Origin of the sequence: Microbacterium paraoxydans (genome assembly GCF_018224615.1) — a bacterium.
In the GTDB taxonomy this organism is placed as follows: Bacteria; Actinomycetota; Actinomycetes; order Actinomycetales; family Microbacteriaceae; genus Microbacterium; species Microbacterium paraoxydans_B.
The window spans coordinates 974,028-989,206 of sequence record NZ_JAGTUK010000001.1; the positions used below are offsets into that span (position 1 = coordinate 974,028).

Genomic DNA, 15,179 nt, shown 5'->3' on the forward strand with positions numbered 1-15,179 from the left:
TCGCCAGCCTAGTAGCCTTGTTAGATGCCTCTACAAATTCCGGATCCCGTGCTCGGCGCCTGCGCGAAGGGCTTCCCGGCACGTGTCGCGGGGCTGCGCCTCTCCCAGGTCGAGCAGGCCGGACTGCACCTGTCCGACCTGGTCACCCCGGTCCTCACGGTGCACGCCGACGCCCTGGCGCACAACGAGCAGACGGTGTTCGCGTGGGCGGAGCAGCAGGGCGTGCTGCTGGCCCCGCACGGCAAGACCACCATGGCGCCCGCGCTGTGGCAGCGGCTGCTCGACGCGGGAGCCTGGGGCATCTCCGTCGCGACGCCGTGGCAGGCCGAGGTCGCCGTGGCCGCGGGGGTGCCGACGGTGCTGATCGCCAACGCGGTCACGGATGCCGCAGCCGCCCACCGCCTCGGCGAACTCCTCGCGGCGGATGAAGGCCTGCGCGTGCTGTGCTGGGCGGACTCGGTCGACGGGGTCCGCATCCTCGCCGACGCGCTGGCGGATGCGGCGCGGCCCCTCGACGTGCTCGTCGAACTGGGCGGGGCCCATGGCCGCACGGGGGCGCGCAGCGTGGCGGAAGGGCAGCGCATCGCCGCCGCGATCGCCGAGGCCCCGGGGCTGCGGCTCGCCGGCGTGACCGGGTACGAGGGGCCGTTCGGGCCCGACCGGTCGGCGGCCTCCGTCGCTGCGGTCGACGCCTACCTCGAGACCCTGGTCGAGCTTCATCGTCTGCTCGACTACCCCGAAGGGACGCGACCCGTCGTGAGCGCGGGAGGCAGCTCCTTTCCCGATCGGGCCGCCGCGGTGCTGTCGCCACTCGCCGCAGAGGCCGACGTGGTGCTGCGCTCCGGGGCGTTCCAGATCCACGACGACGGCTTTTACTCGCGCATGTCGCCGTTCGGCGAGCTCACCAGCACCGCGCCCCTGCGGTCGGCCATGCACGCGTGGTCCCGCGTGGTGTCGCAGCCCGAGGACGCCCTGGCGCTGCTCGACGCCGGACGCCGCGACGTGCCCTTCGACCTCGACCTTCCGGTGCCGCAGAGCGTCGAGGGCCAGATCACGGCGCTGAACGACCAGCACGCGTTCCTCCGGCTCGCGGACGGCGCGCAGGTCGCGGTCGGCGAGGTCGTGCGGCTCGGCCTCTCGCACCCCTGCACCGCGTTCGACAAGTGGCGCGTGGTCGCCGTGATCGACGATCCGCACGCGGACGACCCTCGGGTGATCGGAGCGGTGGCGACGTGCTTCTGAGTGCGGAGAAGGCTGCGGCCGGCCTCGTGCGGGTCTACCGCGGGGCCACGGTGGTCGACGGCACGGGCGCGCCGCGGTTCACCGGCGACGTGGCGGTGGAGGGCGCGCGGATCGTCGCGGTCGTGCGCGACGGAGAGGACGCGCACCTCGAGCTGCCGGACGGCACCGTCGAGGTGGCCGCGTCCGGGCTCGTCCTGGCGCCCGGCTTCATCGACATGCACGCTCACAGCGACCTCGCGGTGCTGAGCGGCGCCGCGCACGACGCGAAGATCCGCCAGGGCGTGACCTGCGAGGTGCTCGGGCAGGACGGCCTGGGCTACGCACCGCTCGACGACGCGACGGCCGCGGTGATCCCCGCACAGATCGCGGGGTGGAACGGGCTGCCCACGACGGTGCCGTGGCGATCGATGGGCGACCTGCTGGCCGAGATCGACGCGTCGGCCGTCGCCAACGCCGCGGTGCTCGTGCCGCAGGGCAACCTCCGGATGATGGTGGTCGGGCATGAGAACCGCGCCGCGACCCCGGGGGAGATCGAGGCGATGGCCGGGCTGCTGGGCGACGCGATGGACGCCGGCGCCTTCGGGATGTCGAGCGGCCTGACCTATACGCCGGGCATGTATGCCGACACCGCCGAGCTGGAGGCGCTGTGCCGCGTGGTCGCCGAGCGGGGCGGCTACTGGGCGCCGCACACCCGCAGCTACGGAGCGGCCGCGCTCGACGCGTACCGCGAGGCCGTGGAGATCGGGCGCCGCACCGGCTGCCCCGTGCACCTGACCCACGCGACGATGAACTTCGCCCCCAATCGCGGCCGGGCGGACGAGCTGCTGGCGATCGTCGACGCGGCGATCGCGGACGGCGTCGACGTGACGCTCGACACGTATCCCTATCTTCCGGGCGCGACCACGCTCTCCGCCCTGCTGCCCAGCCGGCTGGCGGCGTCGGGCGATCTGCTCGGAGCCATCGCTGCGCTGGATGCCGACGGCCGTGAGGCTGTGCGCGTCGAGCTGGAGGAGGTCGGCTGCGACGGCTTCCACGGAGAGCGCGCCGACTGGTCGGCGATCCAGATCTCCGGCACCGCGAATCCCGCCCTGGCCGGCCTCGTCGGGCGCACGGTCGCCGAGATCGCGGACGACTCCGGGCGCCGGGCCGTCGACGTGGTGCTCGACACGATCCTGGCTGATGCCGGGGCGACCGGCGTGCTGATGCACATCGGCGACGAGGACAACGTGCGGGCCATCATGCGGCACCCGCGTCACTCCGGCGGCAGCGACGGCATCCTGATCGGGGCCCGTCCGCATCCGCGCGGCCGCGGAACGTTCGCACGCTATCTCGGGCACTACGTGCGTGACTTGGGCGTGCTGACGCTGGAGGAGGCCGTGCGCCATCTCTCGGGCAACCCCGCGGCACGGCTGGGCCTCGACCGCGGTGATGCGCCGCGCGGAGTGATCCGCGCCGGTGCCACGGCCGACCTGGTGCTGTTCGATCCGCTCACGGTGGCCGCCGGTGCCACGTTCGACGAGCCGCACCGGCCGCCGGTCGGCATCCGCGAGGTGCTGGTGTCCGGCGTGCCCGTGGTGAGCGACGGAGACGTGACCGGTGCGGTCGCCGGACGCGCGCTGCGTCTGCCCGCGCCCGCGCACCGCGCGACCGTGCCGCGTGTCGCCGCGCACCTCGACCCCGCCGCAGCGCGGTTCCCGTGGCGCGCCGACACCCCGATCGATGCGGCGCCCGAGCTGTCCGCCGCCGCGGCGTGGCTCGACGGCGGACGCCGGGGTGAGGGGCCGGGGATCCGGCTGCTGGTCGACGAGGCCGTGGGCGCTGCCGCGACGAGCGCCGGGCGCGTGGGGGATGAGGCGTTCCGCGTGACGGTCGCCGCCGACGGGGTCGAGATCCGCGGCGCGAGCCCGCTCGGCGTGTTCCGCGGCGCCACGGTGCTCCGGCAGCTGCGCGACCCCGATGTTCCGCGCGGTGCTGCGGCGCTGCTCCCCGCCGGTGTGTGGGAGGGCGCTCCGGCTTACGGCTGGCGCGGTGTCATGCTCGACGTGGCGCGGCACTTCCGGCCGGTCGAGGAGGTGCGCCGGCTCATCGACCTGCTGGCGCTGCACCACCTGAACATCCTGCACCTGCATCTGACCGACGATCAGGGCTGGCGCTTCGAGGTGCCCGGGTATCCGCGCGTGACCGAGGTCGGTGCGCGGCGCGAGGCCACGCAGCGCGGACACGGGCCCGAGGCGACAGTCGAGCCGGGCGTGCACGAGGGCTTCTACACCGCGTCGGAGCTGAGGGAGCTCGTGCGCTACGCGGCGGACCGCGGCGTGACGGTGGTGCCGGAGGTCGAGCTGCCCGGCCACATCCAGGCCGCTCTGGCCGCCTACCCGGAGCTGGGGAACACCGACGTGGGGGAGCCGGCGACCGGCCCGTGGGAGCGGTTCGGCGTGAACGCGCGCACGCTCGCACCGACCGAGGCCGCCCTGGCCTTCGGGCGCGCGGCGATCGATGCCCTGTGCGACGTCTTCCACTCCGAGTGGATCGGGATCGGCGGCGACGAGGTGCCCGTGACGGAGTGGGCGCAGAGCGAGGCGGCGGCGGAGCGGATGCGCGCGCTGGGCCTGGCCACGCCGCACGACGTGCAGCCCTGGTTCACCGCGCACTTCGTGGAGCACGTGCGCTCGCGAGGACGCACGGCGCTCGCGTGGGACGAGGTGCTGGAGGGAGACGTGCCGCAGGGGGTGCGCATCCTCGCCTGGCGCGGCCCCGTCGCGATGCGGGAGGCGCTGAGCCGCGGGATCCCCGTGGTGGCGTGTCCCGACCTGGAGGTGTACCTCGACTACCCGCAGTCGGAGTCGCCGGAGGAGCCGATCCGGGTGGGGCCGCCGCTGCCGCTCACTCGTGCGTACTCCCTGCGCATCGAGGACGGTGCGGTGGGCGGCCAGGCGAACGTGTGGAGTGAGCACCTGCCCAGCCGGGATCGGGTGGACTTCGCGATGTTCCCTCGCCTCTCCGCGATCGCGGAACGGCTGTGGGAGGGGGGAGATCCGCGGCCGTTCGCGGACTTCGCGCGGCGGCTTCCGACGCACCTGCGTCGCCTGGCGTCGGCGGGGGTGCGGTATCGTCCGCTGGACGGTCCGTCTCCGGAGCAGCGCCGCCCGGGGGTGCCGGGCAAGCCGTTGACGGTGGAGGCGCGCGAGGCCATCGTCGCCGGGCTGGTGGAGCGTCTCGTGGACGGTTCGGCGGCTCGAGCCCGCGAGGCTCGAAAGTAATGTAACGTTTCGGTAACCCTGGCCGCGGCCCCGCGGGCAGAGGTTGCGCAATTTTTGTTCGTAAGGTCTACTAACAAACATGTCCGTTTCGGATGATCAGCGCCCCGCGGCGACGACCGACTTCGTCGCCGCGAACGCGCACGCCTTCGGGCCCGCGCGGCACCTGCGCTCGCGCACCAAGGTGCTGCCGGAGCACGCGCGCGGCCACAACCGCGCCCTCGTGCTGCAGACGCTCTACCACTCGGGCGCCATGAGTCGCGCCGACCTCTCCCGGGAGACCGGGCTGACCCGCGTCACCATCTCCGACCTCGTCGCCGAGTTCATCGCCGACGGCATCGTGATCGAGATGGGCGTGCGCGAGGCTGTCGGCCCGGGGAAGCCCCCCATCCTGATCGACATCGACCGCGCCGGACACCAGATCGTGGGCCTCGACCTGTCCGGCCCCAACGCGTTCGAGGGTGCCGTCCTGAGCCTGGACGGCGACGTGCTCGAGCGGCGCCAGGTGCCCCGGCCCGAGACGCCCGACGGCGACGCCGCCTACGCCGCCCTCCGCCAGCTCGCGCAGAGTCTCGTCGACGCTGCCACCCGACCCGTGCTCGGCGTCGGCATCGGCACCCCGGGTGTCGTGCGCCCGGACGGCGTGGTGCTCAGCTCGCCCAACCTCGGCTGGACCGACTTCCCGCTCGAGGCGAAGCTCGGCGCCGAACTCGACCTGCCGGTGCTCGCGCGCAACGATGCGAACGCCGCTGTCCTCGCCGAGTACACGTTCGGCGACGCGAAGGCCGACTTCATGCTGATCAAGATCGGCCGAGGCGTGGGCGCCGGTCTCATCACCGGCAGTCAGCCGCTGCTGGGCAGTCGCTTCGCCGCGGGCGAGATCGGCCACGTCGTGGTCGGCACCGACGGCGGGCCGCGCTGCGCCTGCGGCAAGATCGGCTGCCTCGAGGCCTGGCTCAGCGTCAGCCGCATGCGCGAGGCGCTCGACGCCGACCCCGCGGCGCGCGAGGAGATCCTGCGCGACTCCGGCACCCGCATGGCGATCGCGATCGCCCCCATCGTCGCCGCCCTCGACCTGTCCGAAGTGGTGCTGTCCGGTCCGGCGGAACTGCTCGACGGCACGCTGATCGACGCTGCCGTGGAGACGCTGCACGCGCGGACCCTGGAGGGCGTGTTCGAAGACGTGATGGTGCGGCTCACGCACCAGGACGACATCGTGCTCCGCGGGGCCGCCGTCATGGTCCTCTCCGGGCAGCTGGGGGTGTCGTGATCTCCGCGACCACGACCGAGACCGGCATCCGATGACCGGAACCGCAGCCGCCGACCTCGACGGTCGGCCGATTCGTGTTGGGCTGGACGTCGGCGGGACCAAGATCGACGCCGTCGCGATCGATCCGGCAGGCGAGATCCTCGGACGCCTGCGACGCGCCACCGGCTGGGGCGAGGAGGCGGTCGTCGACAGCATCGTGTCGACCGTCGCCGCGCTCGCCGACGAGACCGGGGTGCCGCTGTCCGCCGTCGGCTCGGTGGGTGTGGGCATCCCCGGGCTGGTCGATGCGGACGCCGGGCGCGTGGTGCACGCGGTCAACCTCGGCGTCGAGTCGCTCGACCTCGCCGAGCGTGCGGAGCGGTCGCTCGGCGTGCCGTTCCGGGTCGAGAACGACGTCAAGGCCGCCGCGCTCGGAGCCGCCGTGCTCAGCGGAGTGAGCGGCTCGATGGCCTACCTGAACCTCGGCACGGGCGTCGCCGCCGGCATCGTCATCGACGGTCGCATCTGGCGCGGCGCGCGCGGAACCGCGGGCGAGGTCGGCCACATCTCGGTCGATCCGCACGGACGGCTCTGCGGCTGCGGACAGCGCGGCTGCGTCGAGACGTTCTGCGGCGGCGGCGCACTCGCCAAGGCATGGGGCAGGCCGGGCGCCCTGCCGGTCAGGGACATCTTCGACGCGGCCGATGCCGGTGACCCGCTCGGGGTGGCGCTGCGCGACGACCTCTTCTTCGGGGCGGCGGCCGCGGTGCGCGTGCTCGTGCTGTCGGCAGACGTCGAGACCGTGGTGATCGGGGGCGGTCTGACCGCGATGGGGAGCCGTCTCGACGACGGCATCCGAGCGGCTCTGCACGCCGGTGCCGAGGCGTCACCGTTCGCGAGGTCGCTGCGCCTGGATGAGAGAATCGAACTGCTCCCCGCGGGTTCCCCCGCCGCCGCTCTCGGCGCCGCTCTGGTGGGCGCATCCATTTCTGAGAAGGAGATCGTTCCGCATGGCTGAGGTCGTCATCGTCGAGAGTCCCGAGGCCGCCGGCGCGCTGGTCGCCACCGAGATCGTGGAACTGATCGACCGTCGCCCCGACGCCGTGCTCGGCCTCGCCACGGGCTCCACCCCGCTGCCGGTGTACCAGGCCCTGCGCACCCAGCTCGCGGGCCGCGATGTGTCGCAGGTGCGGGGCTTCGCTCTCGACGAGTACGTCGGCATCGACCCCGCCCACCCCGAGAGCTACCGCTCGGTGATCACGCGCGAGGTCGTGGAGCCGCTGGGCCTCGACCCGCAGCGCATCCACGTGCCCAATGGTGCCGAGGCGACCATCCAGCACGCGGGGGAGGACTACGAGGCGGCGATCCAGGCGGCGGGCGGCGTCGACCTGCAGATCCTCGGCATCGGCACCGACGGGCACATCGGGTTCAACGAGCCCGGCTCGTCCTTCGCCTCGCGGACCCGCGTCAAGACGCTCACGGAGCAGACGCGCGAGGACAACGCCCGCTTCTTCGACTCGATCGACGACGTCCCGATGCACTGCATCACGCAGGGCCTCGGCACGATCCTGCAGGCACGGCACCTCGTGCTCCTCGCCTTCGGCGAGGGCAAGGCGGAGGCTGTCGCCGGTGCGGTGGAGGGGCCGCTCACGGCCCTCCTGCCCGGCTCGGCCATCCAGCTGCACCCGCACGCCACGATCGTGGTCGATGAGGCCGCCGCATCCCGGCTGAAGCTCGCGGACTACTACCGCTACACGTTCGCCAACAAGCCGGCCTGGCAGGGCATCTGATCCCGGTTCACCGGGCTCCGGCCGGCCACGCGAGCGGGAGCAGGTGCTCCACGCTCAGCGGTGCGAGCGGCAGCGTCTCCGCCTCGGCCGGGGTGATCCACCGGAGTTCGGCGAGCTCGGCCTGTACCCGGAGCCCGGCCGGATCGATCGAGGCGGCGAACGCGTCCGCGACGACCCGGTGACCGGGTTCGTTCGCCGCGGCGGACACGAACCGGCCCAGCGGCCGGAGCTGGGTCTCGAGAAGTTCCAGGCCGAGCTCTTCCTGGAGCTCGCGGATCAGCGTCTGCGCCGGGGTCTCGCCTGGTTCCGGCTTGCCTCCGGGCTGCATGAACCGGGTGGTGCCGTGCTTGCGCACGACCAGCACGCGGCCCTCGTCGTCGACGATCACGGCCGCGCTCACGTGGATGTCAGGCATCGGGCACGAACACCTTCCCTGGGTTGAGGATCCCGAGGGGATCGAAGACGGCGGCGATGTCGCGCTGCAGCCGCCACTGGTCGTCGCCGAGCTCCTCCGCGAGCCAGCGCCGCTTGAGCACCCCGATGCCGTGCTCGCCCGTGAGCGTGCCACCCAGGCGGATCGCCGCGCGGAACAGCTCGTCGGCGGCGGCCCAGACGTGCGCCGGGGTCTCCGTTCCCTCGAACACGAAGTTCGGGTGCAGGTTCCCATCACCGGCATGTGCGACCGTCGGGATCACCAGCCCGTACTCGCGCTCGATGCGGGCGATCTCGTCGAACATCGCCGGCATGGCGCTGCGCGGCACCGACACGTCTTCGATGAGGGTCGTGCCGAGGGAGGCCATCGCGGCGTGCATGGACCGGCGGATCGCGAGCAGGCGCTCGCCCTCGGCGTGGTCGTGCGACACCTCGGTGACGCCCTGGTTGGCGCGCAGGATGGTGGCGATCGCGTCGGCCTCGACGGCGGCCGCCGGGCCATCGGTCTGGATGGTCAGCTGCGCGGCACCGGGAGTGGGCGCCGGGAGGTCGAGCAGGGCGTGCACGGCCGCGAGGCTCGGGGCGTCCATGAGCTCCATGATCGCGGGTTGCACGCCCGCGGCGGTTACGGCGGCCGAGGCTGCGGCTGCGGCCCGCACCCCGGGGAAGGTCGCCGTGACGGTGCAGGTCTCGCCGGGCACGAGCCGTCGCAGCTTGAGGGTCGCACCGACCACGACCCCCAGGATGCCCTCCGAACCCACCACGAGCGCGGTGAGGTCGAGGCCCGTGACGCCCTTCACGCTGCGGTGGCCCAGGTGCAGGAGCCGCCCGTCGGCGAGCACCAGATCGACGCCCAGCACGGCGTCGCGCACCACCCCGTACTTGGCGCAGAGCAGGCCGCCCGCGCCCGTGGCGATGTTGCCGCCGACGGTCGAGATGTCGCGGCTGGCCGGGTCGGGAGCCCACCACAGGCCGAAGGACGCGAGATGCGCGTTGAGCTCCGCGTTGAGGATCCCGGGCTCCACCACCGCCAGCAGGTCGTCGGGGCGCACCTCGTGGATGGCGGTCATGCGTCGCAGCGACAGGACGATCTCGCCCTCGCCCGCGTTGGCCGCCCCGGCGAGTCCGGTGCCGGCGCCGCGGACGACCACCGGAGTGCGGGTCGCAGTGGCGATGCGCATGGTCTCCTGCACGTGCTCCACGCGCTCGGCGTGTACGACCGCCAGCGGACGACCGGCCGCCGCGTGACCCGAGCGGTCGGAGCGGGCCCGTTCGCGCGCCTCCTCGCTGGTGTCGACGAGCGCGCCGAGCGCGGCCTGCAGCAGCGAGACGACGCTCACGACGCGCTCACGACAGGGCGCGACGCCCGCTGAGGACACCGGCGACCACGGCCACGAGGGCGAACGCGGTGCCGATCAGCGCCTGGCCCATGGACCACCACGCGAGCGTGACGCCGACGTAGATCAGGAGTTCGACGAGCGCGCGAAGGAACGGGTGGACGCGCAGCACGGGGCGGGGCGAGAGGAACAGCGCCCACAGCAGCAGAGCCGTGACCGGGGCGCCGATGCCGATCACGATGTTCCACGGAAGGTCCCAGCTCGCGAAGCCCCAGAGCGCGAGGGACGCGATCGCCGCGATCAGGACGACGACGCGCACGAGGTCGAGCGCGGTGAGCGCCGGACGTTCGACGCCGGGGACGGGGGCGGGATCCGGAGTCATGACTCCAGTCTATTCGGCGATCGTCGCGCCCTCGGCCGCCGCAGCCACGGGCTCCGCGAGCGCGGCCGCCGTCTCGACCGGCGCTGCCGCCGCGGCCGGAGCGGGCTCGACCGGAGCCGGAGCCGGGGCGGGCGCGGGCTCGACCGGAGCAGGAGCCGGGGCGGGCGCGGGCTCGACCGGGGCTGCAGCCGGGGCGGGCGCGGCCTCGACCGGAGCGGGCGCGAGCGCGGCCTCGACCGGCGCGGTGTCCGGAGCGGGAGCGGCGTCGGCCGCGGGCTCGACCGGAGCCACGTCGGCGGGCGAATCGACCGCCAGCGACAGCAGCGTGGTGTCGGTGGCGGGGCCGGGGCCCTCGGCGAACACGTAGCGGAAGGTGACCGTGGTCGTGTCGGCATGCCACAGCTGGCGGGCCGTGGGGCGGAGGTCGATCGTGCCTGCGCCGGCCTCGTCGAGCGTGATGCTGTCGCCGCCACCCGTGGCGCCATCGATCAGTGCTTCGACCTGGAGTCCCGGAGCACCGGAGACGGGCACGCGGTAGTGCAGCTGGATGCCGGTGAAGACGATCGTCGCGGTGCTCCACTGCGGGCCCTCGGTCGGCATCGCCGGCTCGACCGGATCCACCGGGTCGGTGGGGTCGGTCGGGTCGGTCGGGTCCGTGGGGTCGGTCGGGTCCGTGGGGTCGGTCGGGTCCGTCGGGTCGGTCGGGTCCGTCGGGGTGGTCGGATCCGTGGGTCCGGCCTCCTCGGGCGGGGCCACGGGGACGACCGGCACCGACGGCGGAGTGACGACCGTGCCCGACTGCTCGGTCGGCTGCGGTGCGGGCGCTTCTTCCGCCGGGGGAGCGGGCGGCTCCTCGGCCGGCGCCTCGATCACGACCGGCTGATCCAGGCCGAGCGAGGAGTCGGGGGCGATGTCCGTCGTGATGGACGACGGGTCGCTGTCGGCAGCGCTCGGAAGCGACGTGGCAGGGTTGGCGCCCGCGAGCCCGGGAACGATCGCCGCAGCTGTCACCACGCCGGCCACGACCAGCGCCGCCGATCCTGCACCGACCAGGGCGCCCATGCTGGTGAAGGCGCCGCCCGAGCCGGACGCTCCACCGGTTCCGCCGGCCGAGCCCGATCCACCGGAAGCTCCGGAGCCGGACGCGGCGACGCCGGTCGCGGCGTGGCCCGTGCCCCCGTCGCCGATCAGCACGCCGCCGGCGATGCTCGACGGCATGGCCGCCATGGCGACGATCGGGGCTCCGCCGCCCTGAAGGGTGGCGAGGTAGCCGCCGGCGCCGGCGACGCCGAGCACCAGCGGAAGCATGACGAGGGCCAGGCGCTTCGACACGTCCTTGGCTTCGGCCGCGACGATCATGCAGCGCGCGCACTCGTCGAGGTGCAGCTCGAGGCGCTTGTGGTCGCGTGTGCCGAGGTTGCCGCGCGAGTAGGCGCCCAGGTGCTCGATCGTCCACTGGCAGTCCGACCCGGGGGTGGCGCTGCGCAGGTGCGCCTGGATCCACGCTTCGCGCAGACCCTCCCGGGCGCGGAACGCGAGCTGCGAGACGGCGCCCGCCTTCATGCCGAGCAGCGGCGCGACCTCCTGCGGCTTCATCTGCTCGATCTCGGTGTACCAGAGCACCTCCTGCCACCGGGAGGGCAGGCTCCGGAACGCCTGAGCGGTCAGGCTGCGGTCGAGTGCCTCGTTCGACGCGTGTTCCGTGCTGTCGGGGTCGGCGACCGTGTCGAGCTCGTCGATCGCGGTCTCGCGGCGCGAGCGACCCCACGCGGCCGCGGTGTTGCGGATGCTCGTGAACAGATAGGCGCGGAACGATCCGTTGGGTCCGCCGCCCTTGGTGATCGCCTGGTAGATGCGCGTGTACGCCTCCTGCACCAGATCGTCGGGATCGATCGACGAGGTCACGGACCGTGCCACGGCGATGCCGGACGGATAGTGACGCTTCCAGAGTTCCCCGAAGGCCCCCGTGTCGCCGGAGCGGGTGCGGAGGATCAGGTCGGCATCGCCGATGGGCTCGTCTGGTGTGGTGTTCTCTCGGTGCACAATCATCCATTGGTCCCCGGGGCGCGGATCGGCCCTCGGGAGAAGAGACGCGCGAGCGCGCGTCTTATTACGCGGTTAACAGATTCTCCCGCGAAACACGTGATATGGCCACCCCTCGGCCATGACTCGAAGGAGATCCATCGGCTTCTGCCATGCGGCTTTCAGTGGACGGGTGCGCCGCAAAACTTTTTCCAAAGTCGCGTAATGAACCGCGCCCGAGCTCGTCTCATCCCGTAGAGACAGCCACATGAACTCCACCGGGGGGCGGGGTTCAGGCTCTGATGCGGGGGGTTCTGCATCAGGGAACGGGTCGAGGTCCTCGGGGGAGGAGCCCTCGGCCCCGCCCGCTCGACACGGGAGGGAACGGGGCCGCCGATCTGGAAAGACGGCGGCCCTCCACCCCGCTCCATGGGAGAGACGATCGCCGATCTGGGGAGTCCGGCGAGGGTCTCTTCCGCTCTATGGGAGAGACGATCGCCGATCTGGGGAGTTTGGCGAGGGTCTCTTCCGCTCTACGGGAGAGACGATCGCCGATCTGGGGAGTCCGGCGAGGGTCTTTTCCGCTACGGGAGAGGGGCCGCCGATCTGGGGAGAACGGCGGCCCACCACCCCGCTCTTCGGGGGAGACCGTCGCCGATCTGGGGAGTCCGGCGCGCTTCTCCCACCTGTTCGATCGGAGGCCGCAGCGCTGCGCGTCGCGCGGAGTGCTGTCCTTCTAGGCGGACAGCGCCTGGCCCGTCCAGACCCGCGCGACGCGCAGGCTCGCGTCGAGCAGCACGGCGTCGCCGAGCATCCCGCTGCGCAGCGCGCCGAGCTGGGCATCGCGCCCCACCGCCCGTGCCGGCGTCTCGGTGAGCGCGCGCACCGCTTCCGCCAGCGGCACCCCCGCCCGCACGGCGCGCTGCAGCGCCACGTCCTGCGTGAGCGTCGAGCCGGCGATGGAGCCCGTGTCATCCGCGCGCGCCACTCCGTCGAGCACCGTCACGCGGACGGCTCCGAGGTCGTAGTGTCCGTCGGCGCTTCCCGCGGCGGCCATCGCGTCGGTGATCAGCGCGACCCTGGTCGGAGCGGCGTCGAACACGAGCTTCACGACCGTGGGGTCGAGGTGGATGTCGTCCGCGATCGCCTCGAGGATCACCCGGTGGTCCGCGGCCGCGGCGAGCACGGGCCCGGGAGCGCGATGGTGGATACCGGGCATCGCGTTGAACGCATGCGTGAGGATCGACGCGCCGGCCTCGAAGGCAGCGACCGCCATCTCGGCGTCCGCGTCCGTGTGGCCCACCGCGGCTGCGGCTCCCGCCGCGACGATCTGCCGCACGGCGTCGAGGCCGCCCGGCAGCTCCGGCGCGATCGTCACCTGGCGGACGGTGCCTCGGCCGGCGTCGAGCAGCCGCGCCACGTCCCGCTCGGCGGGGTGCCGCAGCAGCGACGGCTCGTGCGCCCCGTGGTGACCGGGGTCGAGGAACGGGCCCTCGAGGTGCGAGCCGAGCACGTCGACGTCGGTCTCGGTGAGGTCGGCGATCGTCGCGACGCTGCGCGCCAGCGCGTCCAGCGTCCCGGTCACGAGCGAGATCACCGCGCGGGTCGTGCCGTGGGCGCGGTGCAGGTCTCGACCGGTGCGGATCGCGTCGATGCCGTCGTCGTAGGCGGCCCCCGCGCCGCCGTGGCCGTGGATGTCGATGAAGCCGGGGGTGAGCAGCGCCCCGGGTCCGGCGACCTCCGCGGCATCGACGACCTCGTCCGCGGGCTCCCAGTCCGAGCCGGTTCCGCGCGAGACGACGACACCGTCCTCGATGCGGACCCAGCCGTCGTCGACGGCCTCACCGCGGTCGACGAGGCGGGCGGAGTGGACGACCAGCGAGCCGGTCGCGGAGGAGTGGGTGGTCAACGTTCGCTCCAGGGAATGTCAGCGGCGGGGTGGAAATCGACCCCCTCAGCCTTCCACAGCGGCGCGAGCCGTCCGACCCGCACGCGGAATGACTCCCAGCTGCGGCCAGCGCCGTCGCGCGGCGACCACGCCACCTCGGCCTGTGCTGCCGCGCGCGGGAACACCAGCTGCTCGACCTGGTCGAGCGTGCGGGTGGTCTCCGACCAGAGCGGAGCCTCGACGCCGAGGATCGCCGACTCGGGCACGTCGAGCACCGCGGTCGGCTCCCATTCGTAGGCGGAGCGCACGTCGATGATCGCGGCCCACGTGAGGCCGAGCGGGAAGTCCTCGGTGTACTTCATGTCGAGATACGTCACGTTCGCGGCCGACATGATCAGCGCGCCGCCGCGCTCGACGAAGTGCGCGGCCTCCTCGGCGTGCGTGCCCTCCGGGGTGGTCTTGCCCCAGTACTGGCCGACGGTCCCCTCGGCGATGTTCGCGGCGGAACCCATCTCGTGCCACGCGACGGGGATCTTCCCCTCCGCCACGACGATCGCGGTCGCCCGCTCCGCGAACAGGTCGAAGTCGGCCTGCGGTGTGCCGAGCGACTCGTCGCCGCCGATGTGGATGTACGGCCCCGGCGTCAGCTCGGCCAGTTCGCGGACGACGTCGCGCACGAAGTCGTAGGTGCGCTCCTCATGGATGCGCACGCTCGAGTGGCCGACACCCCAGCCGAGGTAGGTCTCGCCGGCGACCGGCAGCGGCTGTCCCAGGCGCGCGGACTCGGAGATCAGGTTGTCGTTCAGGACCGGCTCCTCGACGAGCTCCGGGTAGGCGACGCCGATGGCGTGCGTGTGACCGGGCAGGTCGATCTCGGGGATCACGATCATGTGCCGCGAGGCCGCGTGGGCGACGATCTCGCGGTAGTCGTCCTTGGTGTAGAACCCGCCGGGGTGGCCGTCGACGGAGGTGGACGCGGCGCGCTCGGTCAGCAGCGGCCAGGCGTCGATGTGCACCCGCCAGCCCTGGTCGTCGCTCAGGTGCAGGTGCAGGTGGTTGTACTTCAGCGCGCTCGTGCTGTCGATGAAGCGCTTCACGTCGTCCACCCCGAAGAAGTGGCGGGCCACGTCGAGCATGACGCCGCGCCGGGCGAACCGCGGGGCATCCGCGATCTCGACGTGCGGCAGACCCCAGCCGTCCTCCTCCTCGCGGAGCAGCTGCAGCAGCGACTGCACGCCGTAGAAGAGCCCGGCCTCGTCGGCACCGGTGAGGACCACGCGCTCGCCGATCTGCAGGGTGTAGCCCTCCGGGTCCGCGACGGCGGAGTCCACCCGCAGCTCGATGTCGGCGGGGCCGTCGGCGGCCGTGTCCAGCTGCAGGCCGGTGCGGCGCTCCACCGCGTCGGCGAGCTGCGCGACGGCGCGGGAGGTGCCGCGGATGCGGGAGGACGCGGTGACCGCGAGACGTCCTTCGCCGACGGTGGCGGAGACGGGGGCGGGCACGAGAGGAAGCTCGAGAGGAAGGACCATGAACAAAACCTACCGGGCACGACCGGCCAAGGGAACAGGGGAATCGAAACG

11 protein-coding genes are annotated in these 15,179 nt (G+C 73.0%); 5 read left to right on the top strand and 6 right to left on the bottom strand.

Features of this window, described 5'->3' with window-relative positions:
- Positions 1-24 precede the first annotated feature (24 nt).
- From KE274_RS04620 to nagB, 5 genes are all read left to right on the top strand, one after another.
- A complete protein-coding gene (locus tag KE274_RS04620) occupies positions 25-1,242 on the top strand; it encodes an alanine racemase (RefSeq protein WP_211541463.1) in 1,218 nt (405 codons plus the stop codon).
- Positions 1,233-4,502: a family 20 glycosylhydrolase gene (locus KE274_RS04625; protein WP_211541464.1), complete on the top strand. Its 3,270-nt coding sequence runs from the start codon at positions 1,233-1,235 to the stop codon at positions 4,500-4,502. Before KE274_RS04620 ends, KE274_RS04625 begins: the two co-directional genes overlap by 10 nt.
- A 79-nt stretch (positions 4,503-4,581) precedes the next feature.
- Positions 4,582-5,769, top strand: a complete 1,188-nt coding sequence (locus KE274_RS04630) for an ROK family transcriptional regulator (protein ID WP_211541465.1) — start codon at positions 4,582-4,584, stop codon at positions 5,767-5,769.
- A 31-nt stretch (positions 5,770-5,800) separates the two neighbouring features.
- Positions 5,801-6,766: an ROK family protein gene (locus KE274_RS04635; RefSeq protein WP_211541466.1), complete on the top strand. Its 966-nt coding sequence runs from the start codon at positions 5,801-5,803 to the stop codon at positions 6,764-6,766.
- Positions 6,759-7,538, top strand: a complete 780-nt coding sequence (nagB, locus tag KE274_RS04640; protein WP_211541467.1) for a glucosamine-6-phosphate deaminase — start codon at positions 6,759-6,761, stop codon at positions 7,536-7,538. The genes KE274_RS04635 and nagB overlap by 8 nt, the downstream gene beginning before the upstream one ends.
- Positions 7,539-7,545: 7 nt before the next feature.
- Here nagB and KE274_RS04645 read toward each other — a convergent pair whose 3' ends face one another.
- The 6 genes from KE274_RS04645 to KE274_RS04670 all read right to left on the bottom strand — a co-directional run bounded on the left by KE274_RS04645 (position 7,546) and on the right by KE274_RS04670 (position 15,128).
- Positions 7,546-7,953 carry an NUDIX hydrolase gene (locus KE274_RS04645; protein WP_211541468.1) on the bottom strand — a complete coding sequence of 136 codons (408 nt, stop codon included), beginning with the start codon at positions 7,951-7,953 and terminating at the stop codon, positions 7,546-7,548.
- Positions 7,946-9,310: an FAD-binding oxidoreductase gene (locus KE274_RS04650; RefSeq protein ID WP_211541469.1), complete on the bottom strand. Its 1,365-nt coding sequence runs from the start codon at positions 9,308-9,310 to the stop codon at positions 7,946-7,948. Before KE274_RS04650 ends, KE274_RS04645 begins: the two co-directional genes overlap by 8 nt.
- 7 nt (positions 9,311-9,317) lie before the next feature.
- On the bottom strand, positions 9,318-9,689 hold the full coding sequence (locus KE274_RS04655) for a YrdB family protein (RefSeq protein WP_211541470.1): 372 nt from the start codon (positions 9,687-9,689) through the stop codon (positions 9,318-9,320).
- 9 nt (positions 9,690-9,698) lie between these two features.
- Positions 9,699-11,738 (bottom strand): sigma-70 family RNA polymerase sigma factor, encoded by a 2,040-nt coding sequence (locus KE274_RS16635; protein ID WP_211541471.1) that lies wholly within the window; start codon positions 11,736-11,738, stop codon positions 9,699-9,701.
- A 709-nt stretch (positions 11,739-12,447) separates the two neighbouring features.
- Positions 12,448-13,620 (bottom strand): N-acetylglucosamine-6-phosphate deacetylase, encoded by a 1,173-nt coding sequence (locus tag KE274_RS04665; RefSeq protein ID WP_211541472.1) that lies wholly within the window; start codon positions 13,618-13,620, stop codon positions 12,448-12,450.
- Positions 13,617-15,128 carry a beta-N-acetylhexosaminidase gene (locus KE274_RS04670; protein WP_211541473.1) on the bottom strand — a complete coding sequence of 504 codons (1,512 nt, stop codon included), beginning with the start codon at positions 15,126-15,128 and terminating at the stop codon, positions 13,617-13,619. The genes KE274_RS04665 and KE274_RS04670 overlap by 4 nt, the downstream gene beginning before the upstream one ends.
- Positions 15,129-15,179 lie beyond the last annotated feature (51 nt).

Excerpts from the sequence above, each read along its gene's own strand:
- nagB (WP_211541467.1), top strand. The coding sequence starts at position 6,759 with ATGGCTGAGGTCGTCATCGTCGAGAGTCCCGAGGCCGCCGGCGCGCTG.
- KE274_RS04645 (WP_211541468.1), bottom strand. The coding sequence starts at position 7,953 with ATGCCTGACATCCACGTGAGCGCGGCCGTGATCGTCGACGACGAGGGC.
- KE274_RS04635 (WP_211541466.1), top strand. The coding sequence starts at position 5,801 with ATGACCGGAACCGCAGCCGCCGACCTCGACGGTCGGCCGATTCGTGTT.
- KE274_RS04630 (WP_211541465.1), top strand. The coding sequence starts at position 4,582 with ATGTCCGTTTCGGATGATCAGCGCCCCGCGGCGACGACCGACTTCGTC.
- KE274_RS04620 (WP_211541463.1), top strand. The coding sequence starts at position 25 with ATGCCTCTACAAATTCCGGATCCCGTGCTCGGCGCCTGCGCGAAGGGC.
- KE274_RS04670 (WP_211541473.1), bottom strand. The coding sequence starts at position 15,128 with ATGGTCCTTCCTCTCGAGCTTCCTCTCGTGCCCGCCCCCGTCTCCGCC.
- KE274_RS16635 (WP_211541471.1), bottom strand. The coding sequence starts at position 11,738 with ATGATTGTGCACCGAGAGAACACCACACCAGACGAGCCCATCGGCGAT.
- KE274_RS04655 (WP_211541470.1), bottom strand. The coding sequence starts at position 9,689 with ATGACTCCGGATCCCGCCCCCGTCCCCGGCGTCGAACGTCCGGCGCTC.